At 49.7% G+C, this 23,848-nt stretch carries 29 protein-coding genes and 1 riboswitch; of the genes, 18 read left to right on the top strand and 11 right to left on the bottom strand.

All coding sequences use genetic code 11. The features are described 5' to 3' along the window. Positions 1–143: 143 nt before the first annotated feature. The 9 genes from KNQ08_RS05135 (at position 144) to KNQ08_RS05095 (ending at position 8,353) form a co-directional block, all read left to right on the top strand. A complete protein-coding gene (locus KNQ08_RS05135) occupies positions 144–326 on the top strand; it encodes a hypothetical protein (protein WP_214804972.1) in 183 nt (60 codons plus the stop codon). Positions 327–431: 105 nt separating this feature from the next. Further along, the gene (locus KNQ08_RS05130; RefSeq protein ID WP_149428140.1) at positions 432–1,190 is read left to right on the top strand and encodes a glucose 1-dehydrogenase; all 759 of its coding nucleotides are present in this window, start codon (positions 432–434) and stop codon (positions 1,188–1,190) included. Between the two features lie 116 nt (positions 1,191–1,306). Next, positions 1,307–2,221 (top strand): methyl-accepting chemotaxis protein, encoded by a 915-nt coding sequence (locus KNQ08_RS05125; protein WP_023468367.1) that lies wholly within the window; start codon positions 1,307–1,309, stop codon positions 2,219–2,221. A 162-nt stretch (positions 2,222–2,383) separates the two neighbouring features. After that, complete coding sequence (gene nikA, locus KNQ08_RS05120) at positions 2,384–3,901, top strand: nickel ABC transporter substrate-binding protein (protein ID WP_214804970.1); 1,518 nt, start codon at positions 2,384–2,386, stop codon at positions 3,899–3,901. Next, positions 3,901–4,836 (top strand): ABC transporter permease, encoded by a 936-nt coding sequence (locus tag KNQ08_RS05115; protein WP_214770170.1) that lies wholly within the window; start codon positions 3,901–3,903, stop codon positions 4,834–4,836. The genes nikA and KNQ08_RS05115 overlap by 1 nt, the downstream gene beginning before the upstream one ends. Next, positions 4,833–5,660, top strand: coding sequence for an ABC transporter permease (locus KNQ08_RS05110; RefSeq protein ID WP_251133624.1), 828 nt, complete (start codon positions 4,833–4,835; stop codon positions 5,658–5,660). Before KNQ08_RS05115 ends, KNQ08_RS05110 begins: the two co-directional genes overlap by 4 nt. Beyond that, a complete protein-coding gene (locus tag KNQ08_RS05105) occupies positions 5,608–6,354 on the top strand; it encodes an ABC transporter ATP-binding protein (RefSeq protein WP_214804966.1) in 747 nt (248 codons plus the stop codon). The genes KNQ08_RS05110 and KNQ08_RS05105 overlap by 53 nt, the downstream gene beginning before the upstream one ends. Beyond that, positions 6,333–7,070 carry an ABC transporter ATP-binding protein gene (locus KNQ08_RS05100; RefSeq protein ID WP_064299853.1) on the top strand — a complete coding sequence of 246 codons (738 nt, stop codon included), beginning with the start codon at positions 6,333–6,335 and terminating at the stop codon, positions 7,068–7,070. Before KNQ08_RS05105 ends, KNQ08_RS05100 begins: the two co-directional genes overlap by 22 nt. Beyond that, positions 7,064–8,353 (top strand): MATE family efflux transporter, encoded by a 1,290-nt coding sequence (locus KNQ08_RS05095; protein ID WP_214804962.1) that lies wholly within the window; start codon positions 7,064–7,066, stop codon positions 8,351–8,353. Before KNQ08_RS05100 ends, KNQ08_RS05095 begins: the two co-directional genes overlap by 7 nt. Before the next feature lie 40 nt (positions 8,354–8,393). Here the strand turns inward: KNQ08_RS05095 and KNQ08_RS05090 are convergent, their stop codons facing one another. Further along, positions 8,394–8,993, bottom strand: a complete 600-nt coding sequence (locus KNQ08_RS05090; protein WP_133207306.1) for a TetR/AcrR family transcriptional regulator — start codon at positions 8,991–8,993, stop codon at positions 8,394–8,396. Between the two features lie 110 nt (positions 8,994–9,103). On the opposite strand from KNQ08_RS05090, the gene KNQ08_RS05085 reads away from it, so the two are divergent. Continuing rightward, entirely contained in the window at positions 9,104–9,631 is a 528-nt protein-coding gene (locus KNQ08_RS05085; RefSeq protein WP_149427387.1) for a hypothetical protein, read from the top strand. Between the two features lie 17 nt (positions 9,632–9,648). On the opposite strand, the gene KNQ08_RS05080 is transcribed toward KNQ08_RS05085, so the two are convergent. Then, on the bottom strand, positions 9,649–10,032 hold the full coding sequence (locus KNQ08_RS05080; RefSeq protein WP_029341748.1) for a hypothetical protein: 384 nt from the start codon (positions 10,030–10,032) through the stop codon (positions 9,649–9,651). A 145-nt stretch (positions 10,033–10,177) separates the two neighbouring features. Between KNQ08_RS05080 and KNQ08_RS05075 the strand changes: the two genes are divergently transcribed. After that, positions 10,178–10,585 (top strand): hypothetical protein, encoded by a 408-nt coding sequence (locus tag KNQ08_RS05075; protein ID WP_023468357.1) that lies wholly within the window; start codon positions 10,178–10,180, stop codon positions 10,583–10,585. A gap of 25 nt (positions 10,586–10,610) precedes the next feature. Here the strand turns inward: KNQ08_RS05075 and KNQ08_RS05070 are convergent, their stop codons facing one another. Then, the gene (locus KNQ08_RS05070) at positions 10,611–11,180 is read right to left on the bottom strand and encodes a recombinase family protein (RefSeq protein WP_064299856.1); all 570 of its coding nucleotides are present in this window, start codon (positions 11,178–11,180) and stop codon (positions 10,611–10,613) included. A gap of 199 nt (positions 11,181–11,379) precedes the next feature. Here KNQ08_RS05070 and KNQ08_RS05065 point away from each other — a divergent pair, with 199 nt between their 5' ends. Together KNQ08_RS05065 and KNQ08_RS05060 are read left to right on the top strand one after the other, a co-directional pair. Further along, positions 11,380–11,853, top strand: a complete 474-nt coding sequence (locus KNQ08_RS05065) for a hypothetical protein (RefSeq protein WP_029341746.1) — start codon at positions 11,380–11,382, stop codon at positions 11,851–11,853. Beyond that, positions 11,735–12,565 (top strand): nucleotidyltransferase domain-containing protein, encoded by an 831-nt coding sequence (locus KNQ08_RS05060; RefSeq protein ID WP_251133623.1) that lies wholly within the window; start codon positions 11,735–11,737, stop codon positions 12,563–12,565. The genes KNQ08_RS05065 and KNQ08_RS05060 overlap by 119 nt, the downstream gene beginning before the upstream one ends. A gap of 67 nt (positions 12,566–12,632) precedes the next feature. On the opposite strand, the gene KNQ08_RS05055 is transcribed toward KNQ08_RS05060, so the two are convergent. Beyond that, positions 12,633–13,418: a pentapeptide repeat-containing protein gene (locus tag KNQ08_RS05055; RefSeq protein WP_214804960.1), complete on the bottom strand. Its 786-nt coding sequence runs from the start codon at positions 13,416–13,418 to the stop codon at positions 12,633–12,635. A 44-nt stretch (positions 13,419–13,462) separates the two neighbouring features. Between KNQ08_RS05055 and KNQ08_RS05050 the strand changes: the two genes are divergently transcribed. The 4 genes from KNQ08_RS05050 (at position 13,463) to KNQ08_RS05035 (ending at position 15,231) form a co-directional block, all read left to right on the top strand. After that, the gene (locus KNQ08_RS05050; protein WP_214804958.1) at positions 13,463–13,891 is read left to right on the top strand and encodes a GNAT family N-acetyltransferase; all 429 of its coding nucleotides are present in this window, start codon (positions 13,463–13,465) and stop codon (positions 13,889–13,891) included. Next, positions 13,891–14,514, top strand: a complete 624-nt coding sequence (locus tag KNQ08_RS05045) for a hypothetical protein (RefSeq protein WP_214770149.1) — start codon at positions 13,891–13,893, stop codon at positions 14,512–14,514. The genes KNQ08_RS05050 and KNQ08_RS05045 overlap by 1 nt, the downstream gene beginning before the upstream one ends. A 32-nt stretch (positions 14,515–14,546) precedes the next feature. Continuing rightward, positions 14,547–14,876, top strand: a complete 330-nt coding sequence (locus KNQ08_RS05040; RefSeq protein WP_214770146.1) for an antibiotic biosynthesis monooxygenase — start codon at positions 14,547–14,549, stop codon at positions 14,874–14,876. 118 nt (positions 14,877–14,994) lie between these two features. Continuing rightward, on the top strand, positions 14,995–15,231 hold the full coding sequence (locus KNQ08_RS05035) for a hypothetical protein (protein ID WP_214770144.1): 237 nt from the start codon (positions 14,995–14,997) through the stop codon (positions 15,229–15,231). A gap of 1 nt (position 15,232) precedes the next feature. On the opposite strand, the gene KNQ08_RS05030 is transcribed toward KNQ08_RS05035, so the two are convergent. Continuing rightward, positions 15,233–16,498, bottom strand: coding sequence for a hypothetical protein (locus KNQ08_RS05030; protein WP_214804956.1), 1,266 nt, complete (start codon positions 16,496–16,498; stop codon positions 15,233–15,235). Beyond that, complete coding sequence (locus tag KNQ08_RS05025) at positions 16,495–17,763, bottom strand: hypothetical protein (protein WP_214770140.1); 1,269 nt, start codon at positions 17,761–17,763, stop codon at positions 16,495–16,497. Before KNQ08_RS05025 ends, KNQ08_RS05030 begins: the two co-directional genes overlap by 4 nt. A gap of 154 nt (positions 17,764–17,917) precedes the next feature. On the opposite strand from KNQ08_RS05025, the gene KNQ08_RS05020 reads away from it, so the two are divergent. Then, positions 17,918–18,736: an alpha/beta fold hydrolase gene (locus KNQ08_RS05020; RefSeq protein WP_055968162.1), complete on the top strand. Its 819-nt coding sequence runs from the start codon at positions 17,918–17,920 to the stop codon at positions 18,734–18,736. A 72-nt stretch (positions 18,737–18,808) separates the two neighbouring features. Here KNQ08_RS05020 and KNQ08_RS05015 read toward each other — a convergent pair whose 3' ends face one another. The 5 genes from KNQ08_RS05015 to KNQ08_RS04995 all read right to left on the bottom strand — a co-directional run bounded on the left by KNQ08_RS05015 (position 18,809) and on the right by KNQ08_RS04995 (position 23,661). Then, positions 18,809–19,840, bottom strand: a complete 1,032-nt coding sequence (locus tag KNQ08_RS05015; RefSeq protein WP_214804954.1) for an NAD(P)/FAD-dependent oxidoreductase — start codon at positions 19,838–19,840, stop codon at positions 18,809–18,811. A 55-nt stretch (positions 19,841–19,895) separates the two neighbouring features. Continuing rightward, positions 19,896–20,618, bottom strand: a complete 723-nt coding sequence (locus tag KNQ08_RS05010) for an energy-coupling factor transporter transmembrane component T family protein (RefSeq protein WP_214804952.1) — start codon at positions 20,616–20,618, stop codon at positions 19,896–19,898. Further along, entirely contained in the window at positions 20,590–22,119 is a 1,530-nt protein-coding gene (locus KNQ08_RS05005) for an ABC transporter ATP-binding protein (RefSeq protein ID WP_251133622.1), read from the bottom strand. The genes KNQ08_RS05010 and KNQ08_RS05005 overlap by 29 nt, the downstream gene beginning before the upstream one ends. Further along, positions 22,116–22,688, bottom strand: coding sequence for an ECF transporter S component (locus KNQ08_RS05000; RefSeq protein ID WP_214804950.1), 573 nt, complete (start codon positions 22,686–22,688; stop codon positions 22,116–22,118). Before KNQ08_RS05000 ends, KNQ08_RS05005 begins: the two co-directional genes overlap by 4 nt. A gap of 100 nt (positions 22,689–22,788) precedes the next feature. Next, positions 22,789–22,888: riboswitch (TPP riboswitch) on the bottom strand. A gap of 95 nt (positions 22,889–22,983) precedes the next feature. After that, positions 22,984–23,661 (bottom strand): 50S ribosomal protein L25/general stress protein Ctc, encoded by a 678-nt coding sequence (locus KNQ08_RS04995; RefSeq protein WP_214804948.1) that lies wholly within the window; start codon positions 23,659–23,661, stop codon positions 22,984–22,986. Positions 23,662–23,848 lie beyond the last annotated feature (187 nt).

Here is a 23,848-nt window from a genome sequence, read left to right as displayed (position 1 = left end):
ATCCGTATTATATCTGTCCTGTGTGTGGATGCAATAAACTTGAAGATCCACCATATTATGAACACTTTGCGGGGAGTAACGAAATTTGTCCATGCTGTGGTTTCGAGTTTGGTGTAGATGATTTCGACTGCGCGGATATAGACATGAAACAGTTGTCAGACGAAGAAATCATAAAACAAGCACACGAAATCTATCGACAAAACTGGATCAATCATCAATTTAGATTATTTAATCCGAGCATGTTCCGAGAATCGGAGAAAACCGGAAAGCAGCTCAACGTCGATGTCGCATTGAAACAATTGCAACGCATTAACTGCAGGACCTGACGAAAATCGTCGGTTTTTTTTCATGGAATCGACATGACGTTTGACTAAACTAGAGCCTTTTTCGGGAATAGATTAGTATCACGATAAACGAAAGGATGATTCATGATGCGACTAACAGGTAAAACGATCATCGTCACGGGAGCTGGCTCAGGAATGGGTGAAGCCATGGCCAAATTGTTTGCACAAGAAGGCGCACGGATCGTCGCAGCGGACATTCGATTGGATACCGTCGAACGGATCGTCTCTGCCATCAAGGCAGCGGGTGGAGAAGCGATGGCTGTTGTAAGTGATATCGCCGAGCCTAACGCAGCAACAGAACTCGTCCAACAAGCGCTTGAGGCTTACGGCAAACTGGACGTTCTCGTCAACAATGCCGGTATCATGGACGGAATGGAGGGAGTGGAAGACATCTCCGATGAACGCTGGGATCACGTTCTCGCCGTCAATACGACGGGAACGATGCGTCTGATGCGCGAAGCGGTCAAGCATTTCAAGGAAGTAAAAGGTGGTGTCATTTTGAATAACATCTCGATCGGTGGTCTGAACGGTGCCCGGGCAGGAGCAGCCTATACCGCTTCCAAACATGCCGTCATTGGTCTGACGAAGAATACCGCCTTCTTTTACGCCGGAGAGGGAATCCGCTGTAACGGGATCGCACCTGGAGCCGTCGAGACGAACATCGGCCAATCGATGACGAACCTGAATGAATTCGGGATGGGCCGCGCAATGCTTGGCATGGGACTCAATCCACGTGCCGGTCAGCCGGATGAGATCGCAAAATTGGCATTGTTCCTCGTGTCTGACGAGGCAAGTTTTGTTAACGGGGCGATCGTCGTCGCCGATGGTGGATGGAGTGCGTATTAATAATCGTATCTTATTTACTAGATTACAGTTTAAAATGGCAGGAACCTGTCGATATAAGGGATAATATGACAAAAGGAGCATTATGACCTTGAGTTTGAATCCGGGGAGGAATCGGCATGTCGATGCAAGAACAGGCAGCACACGTCACCGACACACAAGTCATTCGAGCAATCGAGCAAAATCTGGCAATCATTCGCTTCGACGATCGACGGAAAGTCGCATATGTCAACGAGTTGTTTGCCCGGACGATGGGGTATGAAGTGGAAGAGCTAATCGGTAAATACCACCGTGACCTTTGCTTTCCTGCGTACGTCAATAGTCCAGATTACGAGTTATTTTGGCGCAAATTGATGCAAGGCATCACCTATCAGGACAAGATTGAACGCCGGGCTGCCGATGGGCAACAAAAATGGCTCGAAGCGACGTATATGCCGATCTATTCGGATGACGGGCGCCGGGTTGTCGGTGTCTCGAAAATTGCATCGGACATTACGATTCGCCAACAGGACGTCTTACGGATGGCAGCTGAACTCAACGAGACGTCCGCGTTCTTGACTGTCAAATCGGAGAGTGGTCGTCAGGACGGTCTGAACGTGCTGGCGACCGTCCAACAAGTCGAGGCGGAGTCCGTCGAGAATCTGTCGAGCCTTGTTGCCTTACGGAAGGATGCGAATTCGATCACCGATATCGTCAAGACGATCCGTGATATTGCGGCGCAGACGAATCTACTCGCCTTGAATGCGGCGATCGAGGCGGCACGTGCTGGCGAACATGGGCGTGGGTTCGATGTCGTCGCGACCGAAGTCCGAAACCTGTCGAACAAAGTGTCCCACTCAATCGGGGAGATTAAGAACAACATTGAAGGGATCGTTGAGCGGATTGAAGATGTTTCGCACAGCATCGAGCGCATTTCCTCTAAGGTCAAGGACAGTACGGGTCAACTCGAGCATACGGTCAGTGAGTTCGATCAATTGGCTGATTCAGCGAAACAACTCGAGCGTCAAGCAAAACAATTCGTCGACGTCTTATAAGAAATACACCGCTACCGAATCACACGAGCTGTTCGCTTGTAGTTGATTCGGTATTTTTTTGATGGCGAATTCAATATAGAGAAATAGAAAAGACGCTTGTTAAATCGGAATCGTTACGATATGATGTAAAACGTAATTATTCCGAATTAAAGGTGGAGAACAATGTCTACATATAAAACTGCGAGCCTCATCGGCAGTGTCTTCCTCGGTTTGACACTTGCCGGTTGTGCTGCTTCTGATAAGCCACAAGAGCAAAACCATTTGACGTTTGTCTATAACTTCGCGACACAATCGCTCGATCCGCATCGGGATAGCAGTTATGTTCCGCTTCGCGCAGGGGTGACGGAGACGCTCGTCCGTCTTGATGACGAACGATTGACGGTCGAGCCATGGCTTGCGAAAAAATGGTCCTACGAAGGAAAGCGAACATGGCGGATCGTCTTACAGGAAGACGTGACGTTCCATAATGGGAAACAACTTGATGCGGCAGCCGTCAAATCGTCTCTCGAACGCTCAATCGACGAAAATCCAGGTGTCAAGAATGCCTTGAATATCGAGACGATCAAAACGGACGGACCCGATCTGCTCATTCAAACGAAGACGACATATCCAGAGTTCATCTCGGAACTCGTCAATCCGAACACAGCAATCATTGACACGAAAGCGAGCGGGGTGACGAAGGAACCGATGGGAACCGGTCCGTTCCAAGTCGAGCGGTTCGCTCCGGGAACAAAAGTCGAGTTAAAACGTTTCAAGTCCTATTGGCAAGAACAAGCGAAACTTGATTCCGTTGATTTTGTCTTCAACGAAGATGCTGGCGCACGGACGAACGCTTTGCGTGCCGGACAGGCGGACATCGTCTATCGACCGGAAATCGAGAGTGTCAAGCAGTTGAAGTCTGAAGGGTTGACAGTCCAAGCGACGGATACGTTCCGTGTCCATCAGTTGACAATGAATGTCGCGAACGGTCCGATGCAATCGCTTGAAGTCCGACAGGCAATGGATGCTTTGATCAATCGAAAGCAACTCGTCGATCACGTCCTCCAAGGATATGCGGTGCCAGCACGTGGTCCATTCCTATCGTCATTCCCATTTGCTCCGAACTATCCGCAACAAGAGCAGAAGACGCCTGAGGAATGGCTCAAACAAGCCGGTTATACGAAGCAAGATGGACGGATGCAAAAGGACGGTCGTCCTTTAAAGCTGACGTTATTGACGTATGCGGCTCGACCAGACCTGCCGTTGATCGCTCAAGTCATTCAAGATGACGCGAAAAAGATTGGTGTCGCGATCACGATTAAACAGATCGATGTCCCAGAAGAATACATGGCAAGTAACCGGGACTGGGATATCGCGACGTACAGCAATCTGACAGCTCCGCGTGGGGATGCTGGATATTATTTGAACGCGACCTATCATCCGAACGGGGGACTGAACTTCAGTCGTGTCGCGGATCCGAAGTTGACGAAACAGATCGAGACGTTAAATGAAACGATTCAGATCGAGGAGCGTTCACGGCTTGCGGAGCAAATCGCGCGATATGTCGACGAGAAACGCTACAATAGCTTCTTGCTCCATCCTTCAACACTCGTCGCCTATGACAGCAAACGCGTCAAAGGATGGAAAACGGAAAAGAGTGAATATTACATGATCACGAACACGTTGCAGGTGACCGATTGATGCGTTCGATCGTCAAACGACTGCTATCGCTGAGTCTATTCACTCTACTCATCACGTTCAGTTGTTTTGTCTTGTTACGGTTACTGCCGGGTGATCCGGTCTTGACGTTATTGAATATCGATGAATTATCAGCAACGCCCGAACAAATCGAGGCCGCGCGCCGTGAATTAGGATACGATCAGCCGATGCTCGTCCAGTACGTCCGTTGGCTGCAAGACATATTTACCTTACATCTCGGAAACTCGTTACAGACGGGACGACCGGTCATTGAGATGTTGTTAGAGAGTTATCTCGTGACAGCGGAGCTGGCACTTGGTGGTCTTACGATCGCTTTATTAATCGCCTTACCCCTAGGAATCGGTAGCGCCTTGACGACGCGCCGAAGCGTCGTCCGTCTCGCGCACCTTGTCAGCATGAGCGGAGCGGCCGTGCCTGGTTTTTGGATCGGTCTGTTGCTCGTCGACCTGTTTGCCGTCCGTCTCGGATGGTTACCTGTAATGGGACGGGAAGGGATGACGTCACTCGTCCTCCCGGCTCTATCGCTCGGCTTTCCACTTGCGAGCGTCTATATTCCATTGATTCGACTGAATCTACGCCGTGAACTGAACCAACCGTACATCGAGTTGGCACGGATGCGTGGGATATCCGAGCGAACGATCCTTTGGCGTTATGCGTTACGCGGCAGTGTGCCACCGGTCCTGTCCGTGTTTGGTCTGACGCTCGGCAGTCTTGCCGGGGGTGTCGTCGTCCTCGAAGTCCTGTTCGCGTATCCAGGTGTCGGAAAATTAATGGTCGATGCGATTTTGCAACGCGATTACCCACTGATCCAAGGGTACATCTTGCTGACGACAGGCATCATTCTTGTCTTGCATCAAGGTATCCGGTCGCTAAACCGGGCGTTACGACCAGATTGGCAGAAGGGAACACATACATGAAAAAAAGATGGTTTATTTTCGGGGGATGTCTACTCATATTTATTTCATATACCGTATATATTAATCCGTTTAATACCAACGTAGCGAAAAGACTTGAGCCTGCTTCATTTGAACATTGGCTCGGAACAGACGGTTTAGGACGAGATTTCGCAGCTCGTCTTTTTTTAGCTGGTTTGATATCCTTAGGTTTCAGCCTACTTACTGTGTTGCTCACAGCGTGCATCGGTACCTGCCTTGGTTGTCTAGCCGGTTTTTATGATGGACGTCTCAAGCGGTGGATTCATCGGTTAGAAGATGGTCTCGTGATTTTTCCAGACACCGTTCTAGCACTCGTTATTGCCGGACTATTTGGTGCTAGTCCTCAAAGTTTGATCTTTGCGATATTACTCATCAAATGGATTTTCTACGCGCGATTAAGTGAGACACTCGTGACCGAGACGATGCAAAAGCCATACATCAGCATGGCACGCATCAACGGGTTAACAGACAGGATGATCTTACGACGCCACATCCTTCCGACTATCATTCGGCAAGTCGTCGTGTTAATGAGTTTGGATGTCGGCAAAGTCATCTTATTCTTATCGGCGTTCTCTTATATCGGGCTTGGTGTCCAAGCACCACTGCCAGAGTGGGGAGCGATGTTGAACGAAGGACGTCCTTATTTCAGTTCGGCACCCCGGCTCATGCTTTTGCCAGGTGCGTGCATCGTCTTGACCGTCGTCGCGACGATGGGATGGACGCGGTGGATGAAGAAAAAAGGAGGACACGTAAATGATTCAGATTCGGAGCTTACACGTTCGGGCGAAACACGTCCTTCTGCATGACGTGAATCTATCGCTACCGGCTCACCAATTCATTTGTCTCGTCGGAGCGAGCGGGAGCGGTAAGACGCTCTTGCTGAAACGATTACTGGATCGATTGCCGGACGGGATGTCGTCGAAGGGAGAAGTCATCTCGGACGAACCCCTGCGACGTTGTCTCGATATCGGTTACATACCGCAGCAGTATACCGATGCGTTTCTTCCGTTTTTAACGATGCGTCAGATGTTACGGGATACATATCGCGCACATGGGCGCAAGATCAATCATCCTTATATCGATGACGTCTTGCGAACACTTGAGTTGGACCCGACCTGGTTGGACCGATATCCAGGAGAGTTGAGCGGTGGGCAATTGCAACGGTTTGCGATCCTGTTTGCCGTCGCCTTAAAACCACGGTTGATTTTAGCGGATGAATTAACGACGGCACTCGATCCCGTCTTGACACGTCGTTTACTCGACTGGTTGACCGAATACCAACACCAGTACGGGGCAACGATTTTGTTCGTCACCCACGAATTAGGACCTGCCTTACATTACGGGGAGCAACTCGTCTTAATGCAGGATGGACGAATCGTCGAGACGGGAACACCACAGATGATCGAGCAAAGTCGTCATCCGTTCACGATGAGCTTGATGCAAGCGCATCGTACATCACTGGAAGAAAGGAAGAGTTCATGTCACCAGTCTTATCCGTAACAGATCTTACTTATCAGATAAAGGGTCAGTCTATCTTGTCGAATATCTCATTTCACGTGACGAAAAAGGCGTCGATTGGCATCATCGGGGAGAGTGGGAGTGGCAAGACGACACTCGGACGATTGATCCTCGGTCTGCTCAAACCCACGCATGGTTTGATTTCCTTACATGAAAAGGCTTTTCCGAGTGGGCACCGAAACGAGCGACGAGCTATTCAAGCCGTCTTTCAACATCCTCTCGCTTCCTTTAACCCAGAATGGACGGTGCGGGAATCGATTCTTGAACCGTTTCGTCGGCATCGTCCGATCTTGCGGCATTTCCCAGCGACGTCAGAAGAAAATCTCATTACAGCCCTCGCACTTGCTGTCGGGGTCGAGGAGCAGTTATTCGATCGAGTGCCCCATCAATTGAGTGGGGGACAAATTCAGCGTGCCGCGATCGCCCGCGCGATTTCGATTGAACCCGACATCATCGTGATGGATGAGCCGACGACGGGACTTGATGTCGTCTCTCGGGCGCAGATCATCGAGCTACTGGAACGCTTGCAGCAGACACTCGGTGTCAGTCTTGTATTGATCTCGCACGATATTGATTTCATCCGGCGCCTCTGTTCGGAAATACTCGTCTTACGTGACGGTCGCGCTGTTGATTTGATTGATCGATTGGAATCAGGTGGTGCGTATACCCAACGATTCGTCGAGGCCGGAACATGGTGAACGCACAACCGACCCACAAAACGTACTGGTTACTCGCGTATCCGCTGATTCTCTCAAGTATTGCGACACCCTTGCTTGGTGTGACCGATACGATCGTCATCGGTCAATCCGGTGATCCGCGGGCGATCGGCGGCATCGCCGTCGGAGCCGTCTTCTTCAATACGATTTACTGGTTGTTCGGTTTCTTAAAAGTGAGTACGACAGGATTCAGTGCCCAAGCAAGCGGGGCGAATGACATACATGCCTTACGGACGTCCCTCTACCGACCGTTGTTTCTAGCAGCCTGCATCGGTCTACTTATCCTGTTGTTTCGACAGCCGCTCGAGCAAATCGGACTGTACTTACTTGCACCACCCGCTGACTTGCTAGACGCGGTCAAGACGTATATCTCATACCGGATGATCGGCGCACCGTTCGTGTTGATGGGTTATGCGTTACTCGGCTGGTTGATTGGTACCGGTCAGGTCAAGCACGCCTTGTTCGTCCAATTGTTCAGTACAGGAGTCAATGTCGTTCTCGATATCGGATTCGTCTACGGATTGGATGCCGGTGTTGCTGGAATCGCGGTTGCGACCGTCATCGCGGAGATCAGCATCGTCGTCTGTAGTCTGTACCTGATTCGTGGTCATTTGGCGATGACGCGTGATGAATGGCGCGCCTTGACGGCATGGCAAGCGTACCGTCAATTCTTTCAAGTCAATCGTGACTTGTTCATTCGCACGATTTTCCTTCTACTCGTCACCGGCTGGTTCACACGTGCTGGTGGACAATTCGGACCGGATATCCTCGCAGCCAACGCGATCCTGCTACAAATCCAGTATCTGATTTCTTACTGGTTCGGTGGACTCGGTCATGCGTCAACGGTTCTCGTCGGTCGGGCGAGAGGGCATCAGGATCAGGCAGGATACCGGAAGAGTGTCCGTTTGGCACGGACGTTTGGATTCTACTCGGTCGTCTTCTGGTCACTGGTGCTCCTCTTCCTTGAGACACCGCTCCTACAGTTGTTCACTTCAGAAGAGGCAATTCTAGACGCGGCGCGCGATTATTACTTCTGGATCATCATCCTACCGCTCCTCGCCGGTTGGGCGATGATCTATGAAGGAATCTTTGCCGGGCGGGTTGAAGCAACACCCGTTCGGAATTCGATGATTCAAGCAGGAATTGGTTTTGCGGTCGTCCTCCTGCTGACACCGACTTTTGGAAATCAGGGCGTCTGGGCAGCGTTTTTGACGTTCTTCTTGATTCGCTCCTTATCGTTGATTCTCGTAGAAGCAAGACGATGAAAAACCCGCTGTTTCCCTCGCGCGCAAAGGGAACAGCGGGTTATTTGTCGTCGATCGCTAAAGGACGGACGAAGAGGGCGTTCAAGTGATGGACGAGCACATGACGCAGGCGTTCTTTTGGTAATCGTTCTGGTCGAAACAGAGCATGAAAGGCTAACCCATCAACGAGTGCTGCGAGCCGTTCACTCTCAAGCTCAATGTCTAAGCCCGCGCGAAGTGTACCGTCCGGAATCTGTGTCAACAGTACTTGAACCATATGGTAGATATCGTCCGGATTTTCCGTCGCTTGCGATGAATACGCGGACATCATGAATTGAAACCAGACATGCATCTCGAGCTGATGCTCGGGTGCATAAGGTAAGACCTCAAGTAAGACGTCACATAACGTTTCTTCCGGGGTTCCTCCTTTCTCGAAAATGGTTGTGATGCGTGCTTGGACCCGTTCTTGGACGAGGTCCATCGAGAAGCGGAGCAACTCGTCCTGGGTCGTGAAGTAATATCGCAAGGCACCCAGTGAGAGTCCCGCTTCCTTGGCGATCGTCCGGACACTGGCTTGTTCAATACCGACTTGAGAAATCGTGCGCCACGTCGCTTCGGCGATGAGGCGTTTGCGTTCTTCGTGATTGACTTGTTTTGGCATGTCTCAAGTATATCATCTTTTTTAGCACGAATGTATTAAAAAGACTAGTCAAGCGATGAAAGAGGTGTTATCTTTATGATACAGTCGTATTAAAAAAGGAGAGGATTGATATGCAACTCGTCGCGTGGGCAATCGTCTGTTGTGAGATTCTATTTTGGGTATTCATCGTCGCCGGACTGATCGTTCGTTATGGATTCAGGCGCGAAAGACTCGGTTTTCGATTTATGGCGATGTCGCCGGTGATTGATATCGTCTTACTGGTCTTAACAGTGTTTGATTTAAGTCGCGGCAGTACCGCAACGCTCGCGCACGGACTTGCTGCGATCTATATCGGTGTCTCACTCGCTTTCGGGAAGCAGATGATTGCCTGGGCGGATGGAGTCTACCGCCGTTTTGTCCTAAAAGAGCACGTAGCAAAAGAACGGATATCGCGTGCGCGACGGGAACGCAACGGTTTCTATCGTCACGTACTAGCCTTTTTGATTGGTGGTACGTTACTCGGTGCCATGATTCTCTGGCTGGGAGATGCTGAGCAGACGGAGAGTCTTTTACGGACGTTACAACTGTGGGGGCTCGTCCTCGTGATCGATGGAATCATCTCGATGAGTTACACCGTCTTTCCGGCTCGATCCAAATGAAAAACGAACCTTGTCTGTCAGCGGTCGACAGTGAAGGTTCGTTCCCGAATCGTATTCGTATGGACTTGTTTACGGGCGTCGATCGAATCCCGAATGTGGATGATGTAGCGGCGTCCTTTTTTGTATCCAGAGCGCGGTGGTTTGATTCGGATTTCTTTGCCGTCAAGGACTTCAATCTCCGTTTGCATCCGTTCACCGTTCGAATCCGTCACGGTGACTGTTCGGTTCGAGACTTGCTCCTTCCGTAGTCCTTTCGCATATTCGATGTCGAAGGTATGGTACGAGGAGATGGAGCGGGCACGTGATTTGAAGTGCGGCTCATCCGTCCGTTCATCGAGAGTGCAGTAGCAACCCGTGAACAAAAGACTCGCCGAGAGGAGTATCGAAAATAGATGTTTCACGAAAACGCTCCTTTATGTATTTGGTAATTTTAGTATAAGACAAATTTTGGGTTACGACAATCCTTCTTGAGACCGAGTCGTTGATATCTATTAAATTCAAGCAGGTCCATGCTATAATCGACCGAGAGAAAGGAAGCGATACACCATGCCAGTACAACCAGACCAACGCGAGATCATCGTCTCGATTCGGACGAGTTATGATTTTAAAGCGGATACCGGTCGCGCAATCCGCGTCATCGAGTTTCACGGACGCCGGACGACACTGTTCGATACGTTCGAAGCGTCATCACCGAAACGGATGATCTTGATCGAGATGATTCGTGCCGTCCAATCGTTCAAGGAACCCTTCCACATCATCTTCAACGTCGAATGTAACTTCGGTTTCAAGTATTTGACGGATCAGCGGAAATGGGAAAACCGGGATGTCGGGAATACGTTCCTCGACTTGATTGAACAAGGTGGTCATACGTATGAATTACGAGACAGCTCGTTCTATGAAGGCGGAAAAGCCCTCCAAAAATGGCTCGGCAACACCTTAAAGCAAAATAGCTGAAAAAAAGGCTGATTCCATGATGGAGTCAGCCTTTATCCGTTGCATCGATTGTCTCGCTTTCGAGATATCGGTACAACGTACTTTTACTAATACCGGTCTGTTCGCGGATATCAGCGAGCGAATAGTTTTTACTTTGATACATCGCGATCGCGCGGCGGACATTTTCATCCGGCTTCCGCGGTCGACCGGTCTGCTTTCCTTGTTCTTTTGCTTTTGAGAGTCCGGCACGCGTCGACATGCTGATGACATCACTTTGCAGCTGGACCAGGTGGCGTGCCGTTTCAAGAAACGACAACGAGGCACGCTCGCTCGTCCGAATCTGTTCGCGGAGTGACCACAGCGTCGCACCGCGTGTCTCCATGTGCTCGAGCATCTCGATCAAGTGCCGCGTCGAGTCTGCTAAGATGTAGAGATGCGTGACGATGACTTCGTCTCCCGTCTGAAGTGTCTCGAGCATCTGTTCTAATTCCGTCCGTCGTTTGGCCGAATCATGCGTCTCGATGACACGTGTCGTCACATCAATCTTGTCGGCTTCCTCTTGTTGTGTAGAACAGTCTGGATCATCCGGATAGGGTCTCATGTAGAAATATTGCATGAATGGAGCTCCTCTCTGTCGATCACGATCGACGTCAGTTCCTCATCAGTATACCGTATTCTCACCTCCGTGCCGCAGAAAACCGAAAACATGCCTTTCTTCTCATGTTCGTATCGACTAATTTGTGGTAAATTGAGTGGAAGTAAGTTTCTCGGACTCATCCCGATACCATTCATTCTTTTTAAATGAGGTGCTCATCATGAACAAAGAAGATCATCAACTCGCCCGTCAGCTCTTGACGACCTATTTCATCGGTACACAATTAGCGACGGTCCATGTCGCAGGCTACGTCACGCTCGAATTCATCAATTTATTCGATACGACTGCGCCTGAACTACGACTTCGGATCGAGACGGATCGTCTGTTTTATGGCGATGTCGAGACGACACAGGACTGGGTCGTCCGCCATGCGACGAAGGAAGAGATGTTACACTTGATCGTCTCGCTTCACGCGGAACGCATCACCGGTGTCCGGATCGGAAAGACGGCACCGCACTTATTCCTAACGTTTAGCAACGGACAAACGCTCGTCCTGAACGGATCGGATACATATTATGAATCGTGGGCGATCGATATCGGTCTCGCGCCACACCGAGCCGACGCGACGATCGTTGCCGTACCGGGTGACGAACTGGCCGTCTTCTCCGGAATCGGTGAACAAGTTGAAGACTAAGTGGACACGCATGGAGTGGTGCGACTGGATCATGCCGCTCGTCGCGTCACGGTACCCGAATCACTGTGCTGTTTTACTTGCCGGTAGCCATACGCGAGGGCAAGCGACCGCACAATCAGATGTCGATGTGATCATTTTTGAAGCAAGTCGAGGTCAGGCGTACCGGGAGTCGTTCATCCATGACGGTGTCCCGGTCGAAGCATTCGTCCATTCCTTTGAGACGATTGCACATTTTTTCGAGAGTGATCGGGAACGTGGTCGCCCGTCCCTGCAACGAATGATTGCTGACAGTTGGACGATCGAGGATCATCCGCGACTTGCATCTATCCATCAGGAAGCCGTTCAACAATTGGCGGACGGACCGATTGCGTGGACGACTTCGGAACAAGAGCGCGCACGTTATTTTTTAAGTGATATGCTCGACGACTTCGAGAGTGTGACGAACCGCGCGGAAGGTCTAGCGATTGCGTCACGTTTATATGAACAGAGCATCGAGTTCGTCCTTCGCGCCAATCGTCGTTTCATTGGGCAAGGGAAGTGGGCGATCCGTGCTCTTGCGGAGTTTGACGAAGATTATGCCAGTCGACACACAATGGCATTCGAGTTGTATTATCAATCGGATGACCGACGAGAGGTCGTCGCGTTAGTCGATGATTATCTCGCACCATTCGGCGGGCGTTATTTTGACGGCTTTACGCTCGGTAAACGATAACAAGCAAAAGGAGGTACGCTTTCGGATCAATCGACCGAAAACGTGCCTCCTTATCGTTCGCTTCTGTTTAACGCCAATGGGACGGACGGAGTAAGCGACGCGGTAACTGCGTCGCTGCATTGCCGATTGCCGCATTGATTTGTGCCTGTGTCAAAAAGAGTGCATCCGTCAGATCGGCGTCTTTGACGTTACAGTCTCGCAAATCCGCCCCGAGAAAGTTGACTCCGCGCAGGTTACTGCGCGATAAGTTCGTCGAAAGCAACCACTGGTTCTGAACACTGGCACCTGTGAAATCACGTCTTGGTAATTGTTTTCCGACCCAGTCGCGTGGTGTCTGGTCGCGTCTTCCGCTATACTGAGCTTGAACACGTGACGCAATCATTTCAAGGAGTGGTCGGACGGTTTGACGAACCGGTATCAAGTCAAGTCGTTCAAATTGATTGGCTGGTAATGCCGCGTACCGAGTCAGTGCGGCAAGCGTCTCATCGAGTTGATCGTGAATGTCACGCGTGACATCGCGTTTCCCGTCGGTTATGTACCACATCATCTCAAACAAATGAACCATCTTCGGGAAGGCAGCATAGATTGCTTGGCGTCGCTTAGGTGCATCATCGCCTTCGAATGTCTGCTGTGACAGATGCTGTCCGGCACCGAAACAATCATAGACGGTACAGCCTTTGTAGCCGCTGTCGCGTAATCGGTCATGGATGCGACAGCTGTAGTCCGCGTCAAGATTACGACACGGTGTCGCTTCCGGTTTGTCATGACCAAAATCACTGGATTTCGAAAAAGCGAGTGCGGTACAACATAAACCAAAACACTTCGTACAATCAATCTGGAATGTAGGCTCCATATGATTCACCTCCACTACTACTATAACAAGAAAGGAGTTTGGACATGCTGCAATTTCAACTTAATGAAAATGAGGACGGACAGGACTGGCTTAGGCAGCAAGTACGCCAATACAATGTCGAGCGATCACCGTTTCATGCGACGAAACGCTCCGAGGGAATACAAGCCGTCACATTACTTGCGACACGTGACGATCAACCAATCGGTGGCATCTCAGGGGAAATGTACTGGGGCTGGTTACATATTGAATGGTTCTTCGTCGTCGAAGAGGAACGGGAAAGCGGGCTCGGTACTCAGTTACTCCGTCAACTGGAGGAATGGGCACGAGCAGCGGGTGTTCAGCGAATCCGCGTCGAGACGTTCTCATTTCAAGCGCTTCCGTTTTATGAGCGACAGGGATTCGTCGAAGTCGGACGAATCGATGACTATCCACCAGGGATGAGCTATCATCTGCTCGTCAAACAGGTCGACTGATGAAACGGCGTCTTTTCCTCATCTTATTGTTCGGTCTCGTGCTCGGAACGCTGACGGGGATGCAGCCACGTCAAGAGACCGCTTCTTTTACGGCGAAGCAAGTCGCCCGGTTATATACACAGATGACGAACACGCCGATCGAAGCGCGCGACGTCTACTTCGTCGAACGACTGTCTGACCATTACGCCGTCGCGTATCTTGAAGCGAAACACGACCGCTTGTTTTTGCTCCTGCAACAAACCGATGATGCACAACGAATCGACCGAATCATTCGCTCGAAACAGACGAGGGAGACGGACTGGTTCGAAGGTCGTTTGTTGACGACGGACGAAGGTCGATACCTTGTCGCCTACGGTATGAATGGTTCGCAACAAATGAAATCGATCCGGTTCGAGCCGTATAAGACGACGGCTGATGGGGACGCACCACTACGTCCAATGCAGCGCTCATTGTCTGTAGCAGATCAGGAACGTTTCCATACCGTCCAACCGTTACCGGATGCGTTCCCGCATTCGCTCTACTTCGAGATGATCGCGACGAGCGTAGACGGAAAAGAGACGATCCAACGCTTGACGTTACCAAGCGATAACGCATCCGTGTTTTCTACGACCCGTGACTTCTAGTATACTGAAGACGAAAAAAGGGGGAAAAGAACATGTGGATCGTCATGAACCAGTTACACGTCATCAAAGGTGCAGCAGATCAGGTCGCAGCGCGTTTTAAGACGACGAAGGGAATCGAACGGATGGAAGGGTTCCACCGGATGCAAGTCCTCGTCGATATCAGTCAGGAAGAAGAAGACATCGTCACGATCATGACGACGTGGTCGAATCAAGCAGCATTCCATGCGTGGCAAGAGAGTCAAGCGTACAAAGGCGTGCACCATAAGCGGGATAACGGAACGTCCGAAGTCAAACCGCTCGTGACGTCGAATACCGTCACGGAATATGCGATCGTCGCTGATCACAGTGCCGCAACGGAATAACCAACAACACCCCTTGAAAGGAAGTCTCTCAAGGGGTGTTGTTTGTAACTATAGATTAGAGTGTTTTTCCGTAATCTGGGTATATTCTAACAAACTAGATAAAACGAGGTGGCACCGTATGGTATATCGTAAACCTGTCGTCTCTAGCCTGTCCGTCCTCGGGGGTATGATCCTGCTCTTTGGTTTCTTGACGAGCGGTGGCTTCATTTATCTCTACTTCTTCGTCTTACTATTCGCTTGCGTGTCCTTCTTACGTGAACCGTTGACGCGTACAGAGTGGTTAAGAGAGGGGATTGCTTTCATCTTCTGGTGTTCCTTGATTTATTTGTTGCAGCATCTCGTCTTCATGGCGTGAATCATTTTTCGTATTGCTCGAACAAAGGAAGGAGGATGTCACGACCTGTCGCCGATAGGTGAATCGACACGTCACGCTTCGAATCTTTTAAATAAACATCGGTCTTTTTGAGACGCTTATCGAGATAAACTTCGTATTGTTGTCCTTTCACTCCATCTCGGAACGTCAGATATTTCCACTTCGCCCGTTTTCCTCGTACGTCAGCCTGTTCACTTGCCTTGATTGCTTTTTGTAATTTTCCGGATTCATCACTCGTCATCATGATCATGTTGTCCCAATCGAGACCTTTCTCCGAAATACGATTTCCTTGATCATCTTCTTCAAAACGGACATGCTGGAACTGCTCTTGATGGAATAGCGTCACTTCCAAGTTATCCGCTACGACGTCGTCTGCTGTCTGTTCCGGCTCTTGAAGTTCAGGTGGTCGTTCCATCGTATGTCGAATCGATAATTCATAGCGGAATTCGCGTCCATTTTTCTCCGTTGCGATGAGCGTTCCGTAATGTTCCGGTGTCCCGTCACCCGGGATGAACCGGACCTTGCCCGGTTGTTTCATCGAATGAATCGGGCGTTCCACATGACGTCCACCGTATAACTCAGGTAAGCGCACCATCACGTCATAAGTCGAACCGAATTGTTGATTGTAGACGAGATAGAGTTTGACGTCACGTGTAAATGGCGTGAGTGAATGCGTGTACGTAAAGATCGTCGTCCGTGTATCTTTTTTCGTGACATCCGTCGCGTCGATGACAAGGTAACCTGAACCTGGGAGCTCTAATGTTCGAGCGGAGTGATCGGCAACCTTCTCATTACGAATGAACCGATCGTCTTTTTTTAATACAGTAGGCTTCATGTTAAAGTTCTGTCGTTGTGTAGTCAGAGCTGTCTTCTTGAAGACATCGTCTTTCTTTGCTAGCGGATAATATCCACTTTTTAATGGCGTTTCGCAATATAAGTAAGTCTTCTTTCCGGATTGAACGTAACGAACGGTTTGACCTTCATAATCCTCGAACGGATTTGTCATCATGACGGAATAGATATCGCCGACAGCGTAATCGGTAGGTGCATCGCTCACTTTAGACGCGCACGTTTTTTGAATGACAGTTCGTTCTTTAGCTGACAAGGTGCGAGATTCTTTTTCGTTGAATTGCCCTCCGTCATACATTTGCGATAAGTAATCCCATTTGAAATTCGGCGCGTCACTTTGGCAACCGCTTAATGCTAGCGTTGCACCGAGTGTTAGTCCGATCCAGTAACGTTTGTTCATTGATTAAGCACCTCACTAAGTGCTTCACTGGTCGTACCCGACAGCTTGGCACCGTTCTTTGATCCTGGTTTGACGACATAGATTTCAAGCTTTTTAGCGCGTTTGCGTTCATACAGCTCGAACATTTGGCTTTTCCCTTCGCGCATCAACGTTAATTTTTTCTGCTTTAGTTTTGTGCCTTGTGGCTCCATGACGTCGGTCTCTTTTAATTCCTGAGCGATTTTTTTCGCTAGTTTATCCGGTATTGCTGAGACGAACTTATAATCGCTATCGATGAGCTGTTTCGGTGATTGATGGATGAAACCGACATAATCGCTTGTGGATGCTTGAAGGAATCCATAATCGTAATTCACTGGTTTTGTGTAGGTTTTATTAAAACGCAAATATATCGATGTTTCTTGGACGACTTTTCCGTCCTCTTGTTTCCGAACGGTTGCGAACTGGACAGTCTGACCTGTCGCAATCGTATCCGGCAGTTGCTTTCGCTCAATCTGATAGGCTTGTCCATTCATATATTCTTGAATCGTCGAAGGGAATCCGACACGGTCACCACTGAACATCAGCTCGATCGACGATTGTTGGACACCACCATCCGGACTAGCGCGAAAAGCTAAATTCAATTCGGAACCGGATAGTGACTCGGTCGTCTCAAAGAGTGTTTGTTCTTTATCTTTGCCTTTCTCTTTCATGTAGACGACGAGTTGTCCTTCCGGTGGCAAAGATAGTTGATAGGACGGGAAAAGGTACCGTCCGAGCTCTTTTACTTCTTTACGATCTTCGTTTTCCTGTTTTTGTTGATCTGTCACTTCTTTTGGAACGGGTCCAAAGCGAACGACTGTCGATTTAGCTTTAACCGGTTGTTTTGACCAATCGACGAATGGATAATCACTTCGCTTGATCTGATGGACCGCATAATCCGCATGGCGAATCGGCTGACAAGCCAGATAGTCCTTTTTTTCGTCTGACAGGAAACGGACGTGTTGGAACTCACGCCCTTGGATACTCGGAGGCAGGAAGTATAAGTCAAATCCTTCGTGTTGCACATATCGATCAGGTAAGTGCTTCATGTCTGGTTTTTGCTGGCAAACCTTCAACAAAGCAGCGGTTTGTTTTTTCGGGAGATCCGGTATCTCTTGCCCATCAAAGGTAGTCGAAATACCGCCCCAGTAATTAACATCGTATGTAAGGTCTAAGTATTGTTCTTTACCGCATCCGGCAAGTAAGACTACGCCTGCGAGAATACCCGTATGTATATAGCGTCTCATGAAAAACCTCCTTTATCCTAGTGACTATATTTTACCATAATTTCTATAATAGACAGAATTTTCTATAATACTTTAACATTAAGATGTTTAACATATCTTGACTCGGGAATATTAGATGCATGCACGGTCAATCTATTACTATGGGGGTTTTATGATGGGTACATTCATTCAAGCAGTTGATGGCACGAAAATTTATGTCGAGGATGTCGGGTCGGGTCAACCGGTCGTCTTTTTACACGGCTGGCCGGCAAACAACAACATGTTCGAGTATCAAAAGAATCTGCTCGTCGAAGAAGGGTACCGTTACGTCGGAATCGATTATCGCGGTTATGGCAAATCAGATGCGCCGGCAACGGGATACGATTATAAGACAATGGCGTCTGACGTCAATGAAGTCATCGAACAGCTGAAATTAACGAATGTCACGTTGCTTGGCTTCTCGATGGGAGGAGGAATCGCCTTGTCCTATCTCTTGCAATACGGAGATTCAAAAGTTAGTAAACTTGTCCTCGCAGGAGCTGCGGCACCTGTCTTTACACAGCGAGATGGCTATCCATACGGGATGACGAAAGAAGAAGTCGATGCGTTGATTGCCGACACGAAACAAGATCGTCCGTCGATGCTCAAAGGATTTGGGGAAATCTTCTTTGCGAAGGAGCATCCAGAACCACTTCAACAATGGTTCCATGGTCTTAGCATCGCCGCTTCGTCCCACGGTACGATTCAGTCAGCAATCGCATTACGTGATGAAGACTTACGTGGAAAACTCGAGAACATCAAAGTCGATACGTTGATCATCCACGGTAAAAAAGACCAAGTTTGTCCGTTCGAGTTCGCGGAAGAAATGCAAAAGGGAATCCCACATGCACGACTTGAAGTCTTCGAAGAGAGTGGGCACGGTATGTTGCTTGATGAACAAGAGAAGTTCAACGAAACGTTACTCTCGTACGTTAAAGGAAATCAAACCGTCTAATCCAACAAGCCATGGACACCCGTCCATGGCTTGTTTTTGTGTACAGAAAAAAGCGTGCGCCGGCGCACACTTTTAAGGGCGATACTTCCGCATGAACCGTTGATCGATCCAGCGCTTCAGGTACCAACCGAACGGGTGAGTCGAATACTGATTGCCATACATTGAAACTGCATGACGTGGTCCCATCGATAAAATCGTCAAATAGTTCGTTTGCGGACGATAGGTTTGCAGTGCCTCTTCCTGGACGTACCGTAAGAGATTTGCTAGTAAGATTGGTGCTTGCCGGACAGCTGTGACACCGTTCTTTGGAATATCGGGATAGGCGACGAGGGTCGCCGCGTCACCCGCAGCAAACAGACTTGGATGATTGAGCGCTTGCAACTGTTCATTGACGAGTAGGAACCCGTCTTCCGTATAGAGCTTGCTGTCTGCAAACAATGCCGGTGCTTTCGCACCCGTTAAGCGGATGATCGCATCCGACTCGATTGGAGAGTGATGCTTGAAGCGGAGTGGTGGTTCGTCATCTATTGGACGTTCTCGGATCCAATATACATCGAGTTCTTTTAACCGTCTCGCAATCGCTTCCGCTGCGGGGTGTCTTGAAAGTAACTCTGGATCCGTGATCAGTGTGATCGGTACACCCGCTGCTTTTAAGGACGCCGCCATCTCGACGGCCGCTGCACCACTTCCAATCAAGACTGGACGCTTTGCTTGTTGCAGACGCTTTAATGTATCGGGTAACCGGTAGTTCGGTTTAATCGATAATCGTGTCGTATCTTCCGCCCAATCGAACGAGCCAATATTCGTCGAGACGACGTCATAGGTGTAGCGTCTGCCGGATGCACCGAAGACGACTTTTTCATCGGGGTCGATTTTGATGACGGTCTCTTCGATGAACTGTTTATCATAGGCGCGACACAGTGCGGCGACGTCGATACGGATCTCATCGATATCGTACGTTCCGTCAGCAAGTCCGGAGTACATGCCCGAGTAATATTGGTACGTCGAGGCATTTAAAATCAGCCACTCGACGTCTTCTGTGGGTCCATTGGTAATGCAATGCAGGTGAGCGTGTCCTGCACCAATCAAAAGGATTCGTTTCATGTCGTTCTCCTTCAATCTGTCTTGCTAGAATGTACCCGGATACGGGTGGCGGTAATCATAGCCAAAAGACAAGACTGATGAACAGGAGGATGACCATGAGATAGATAACATCCTGGCGCTGAACGACTGGCACTTCATAATATGTCCGTTCTGCTGAAAAATGACGGGCTTCGAAAGCGATCGCCATCCGTTCTGCCCGCTGGATCGATCGCGAGAAGAGCGGTAAGCCGATTGATAGGAACGCATCACCAGGAAAGCGACTGTGAACGTTCCGAATCATCCGGACTTGCCGTAAGACGCGAACTTCTTCGATCAAATGTGGAAGAAAGCGGATCCCGGCAAGAAATCCGTACGCGAAGCGAGGCGACACCTTTGCTTGGTGAATCAAGCTCATCACGAACCGGGTCGCATCGGTCGTCGTGACGAAAGCGAAACTTAAGCAGACGAACGTTGCCATCCGTAAGGCAAGTAACCAGCCGTGCATGACACTTTCCGATGTGACATGAAACCAACCAAACGACCATAGAGGATTCGTTCCTTTGCCGAAGGCTGCCATCATCCAGAACGTCAATAAGAATAATAGACTGTAAGGTGCGAGTCGTTTCAAGAAATCGCGAGGACCCCACCCGGAGAGGAGTAGCAGCGCGATAGCAAAACTCAGGAACACCAACGTCTTGACCCAGTCGTTCGTTGCAATCAAGGCAAACATGATCAAAAACAATCCGCTACCCTTGATGACAGGATTGAGTTTAGCGAACGGTGACGCGTTCGTCTGCATGGCGCTTCACCTCCTGGAATTGGTACGAAAGTGGACGTTGTAGCTGACAGCGTTCGAGTAACGGAACATCAGCGAATAACTCGCTCGGACTTCCGTCAAAGGCAATTCGGCCTTGCTCCATGACGAGGACACGATCCGCGTATCGGGCGACGAGTTCCATATCGTGTGTTGCCATGACGAGTGTCGTTCCGTTTTGTTGTTCCGTCAACAACTGTTCCATGAGCCGCCGTGTCGTCAATCCGTCCTGTCCGAACGTCGGTTCATCGAGCAACAACACATCCTTCGTCTGCCCGAGCATCGTCGCGACGCTGAGCCGTCGTTGTTGCCCCGTACTAAGCGCAAGCGGTGACTGCTGTTTGACAGATGCGAGTTCCAGTCGTTCGAGCAACGCTGTGCGCTCATCACTCGTCGCTGCCCGGTGACTCCAGTCGATTTCCGCTTCGACTGTCAGTTTGAGAAACTGCAGATCCGGTTGTTGAAAGACATAGCCAACGTGCTCATAAAAGCGTCGCCGGGAGTAACGCTGAGCCGGACGTTCTTGGAACCGATATGTTCCTTGATGCGAGAGCAACCGACCGAGTGTTGCAAGCAACGTACTTTTCCCGGATCCGTTTGCCCCAAGCAGCATCACCCATTCTCCTGTCTGCAAGGAAAATGTCGCATCGGTTAGCGGGTAAGGGGCTTTCGTCGATAATGCAGCGACGTGTAACAAGGGAATGCCTGCTGTAGCGACTGGAGGAAGCACGTGAAGTCGCGCTGCTTGTGGTCCATCTATGGGTAACGTCTCTAACGTGTACGGATACAAAGAAGGAACAGCGATGCCTTTCGATTGAAGCTCTGTATAAGCCTGCGGGAACAAATCCTGCGGATGCGCCGTCGCAGTAATCGATCCGTTCTCAAGTAAGACAACCTGATCGATGTACGGTAAACAGACATCGAGTTGGTGCTCGATCAAGACGATCGTTAAATCATGTTCTTTCTGAATCCGAAAGATCAACGCCATCAGCTCGTGTTGCCCGATCGGGTCAATCTGAGCCGTTGGTTCATCGAGTAATAAGATCGTCGGCTCGAGCGCTAGGACCGCGGCGAGCGCGAGGCGCTGTTTCATCCCCCCGGATAGACTCGCGATTGGTGTCGAGAAGGGGAGAGGGAGACCAACGAGTGCGAGTAAGCGTTCAATGCGTTCCTCCATCTCCGCACGTGGAATCGACCGGTTTTCTAAGCTAAAGGCGATTTCGCGTCCGATCGTTTCCATGCAGAACTGTTCTTCTGGATTTTGGAACAGCACTCCGACCGAACCGGACCGGGTAACGGTACCAGTCTGTTCGACTTCGATCGTCTCCGGTGTCAGTCCGGCTAGGGCATGAAGCAGTGTCGTCTTGCCACTCCCACTGCGTCCAAGCAAAAGGGTCGTTCCTTGCTCGATCGTCAGCGATACATGATCGAGCACCGATTTTATCTGACCCGTATAGCGGATGCTGAGATCGTCGACAGTAATCATGCGACTTCCCGTTTCGCACGTCCTGCCGCAAACCCGTTTAAGACACCGGTCGCAACAAGGCGACGGACGAGAATCGCTGCAAGCAAGCCGCCGAGTAATGCACCACTAATCAATTGTAAACCTGTTGTCGCAAGCAACGTCGTCGTCGTGTAGTAACCGAATCCGTTCGCGATCAGACTATAGACAATGCTACCAATTGCGGCTCCAACACCCGATAACATCAATGTCCAGGTGTCATAACGGTGATAACGCGTCATCGCAAAGACGAGTTCCGCGCCAAGCCCTTGGCAGACCCCGATTAGAAGAGCCGATAAACCAAAGTGACTACCCGTGAACAGCTCGACGGCTGCCGCGACGATTTCCGCGATGAGGGCGGCACCTGGTTTTTGAATGATTGCTGCGACGAGCGGGCTCGCGATGATCCAAATCCCAAACATCCAGTTGGCACCGACAGGTCCAAAGATCGCAGACATCGGTAACCAGAGTGTTGACCAACCGAGATAGATGACCCCGCAAGCGACGGCGAGCATCATCATGACCATGATTTCTTTCATTTTCCAGTGTTGCATCGTGTTCGTCCTCCTTTAAGTGGGGGAGACACCAAAAAAGACCGCCCTCCGTAAAAAAGAGAGCGGTCCTCAGAAAAACTGCGCGCAGCAGGAGTCATTGGATGTGATCGCTCCACTTTCCTACGCTAGTATGAACTAGATCAGGTTCGAAGGGTCCGAAGTGAATCGTCTCAGCCAAATGGGCTCCCCTAGTGGATATAGTAATAGGTGATACGCTGTTCACTTTAGGCAATCTTCTGTCTATTGTCAAGACACAAAAAAACGATACGCCACGAAGGGCGTATCGATAAACGACTTATTTGTTATCTTCGTTCTCTTCTTTTGCTTCTTCTGAAGACTCTTCCGTAGCTTCCGCTTCGTTGTCTTCACTAGCTTCCGCTTGCGCCTCAGCTTCTGCTTCTTCGATTTCCTCAAGATCCTGCTCGAGTGTAGATTCGACGACAGCTGCGACTTGAATGTCGCCTTCTGTGACGATACGGAAATCTTTTTGTTCCGGAAGATCAGCTACAGAGATCGAATCGCCGATTTCGAGGTTCGTGACGTCGACTTCGACGTTCTCTGGTAATTTATCTGGTGTTGCTGCGACTGTTACTTTAAAGAGTGTCTGTGACAGGAATCCGCCGACTTTAGCGCCAGCTGCTTCGCCGACGAGTACGACGTCTGCTTCGACTTCTGTCTCTTCATCCATTTTAACAGCGATGAATTCAACGTGATCGACAGTTGGTGTGAAGACATCCATATCACGACGGTTGATCAAGACGTTAATATTTTTACCGTCGAGTTTCAGTGAAATCAAGACGTTCTCACCGTTTTCTCGAACGATTTTAAGCAATTCTTTTTCTTCAAATGCGATTGGTGTACTTTCCACTTTGTAACCATACACGACACCAAGAGCTTTTCCTTCATGACGTAATTGTTTACGGAGTGAGCGTGGACGTACCTCGCGTTTTTCGGCTGTTAATTTAACTGACATGTTCATTTCCCCCTTGAATTTGGTATAGCCCTCAAAAGGTAATGAATGTAGGAGCAGGACAAGTCCTGAACAATATGAAACATGCTAAGACAATCGGTTTCAGACTCGCTTTGAATCTGACGCTTTCGTGACTTTGCATTTCTCTCCCAGGTCATTACGCTGATATTGAGAAACATGTGTGAGTAAG

Origin of the sequence: Exiguobacterium sp. s46, from assembly GCF_018618875.1 — a bacterium.
Lineage (GTDB): Bacteria > Bacillota > Bacilli > Exiguobacteriales > Exiguobacteriaceae > Exiguobacterium_A > Exiguobacterium_A abrahamii.
This window is presented reverse-complemented; position numbering and strand designations above follow the sequence as displayed.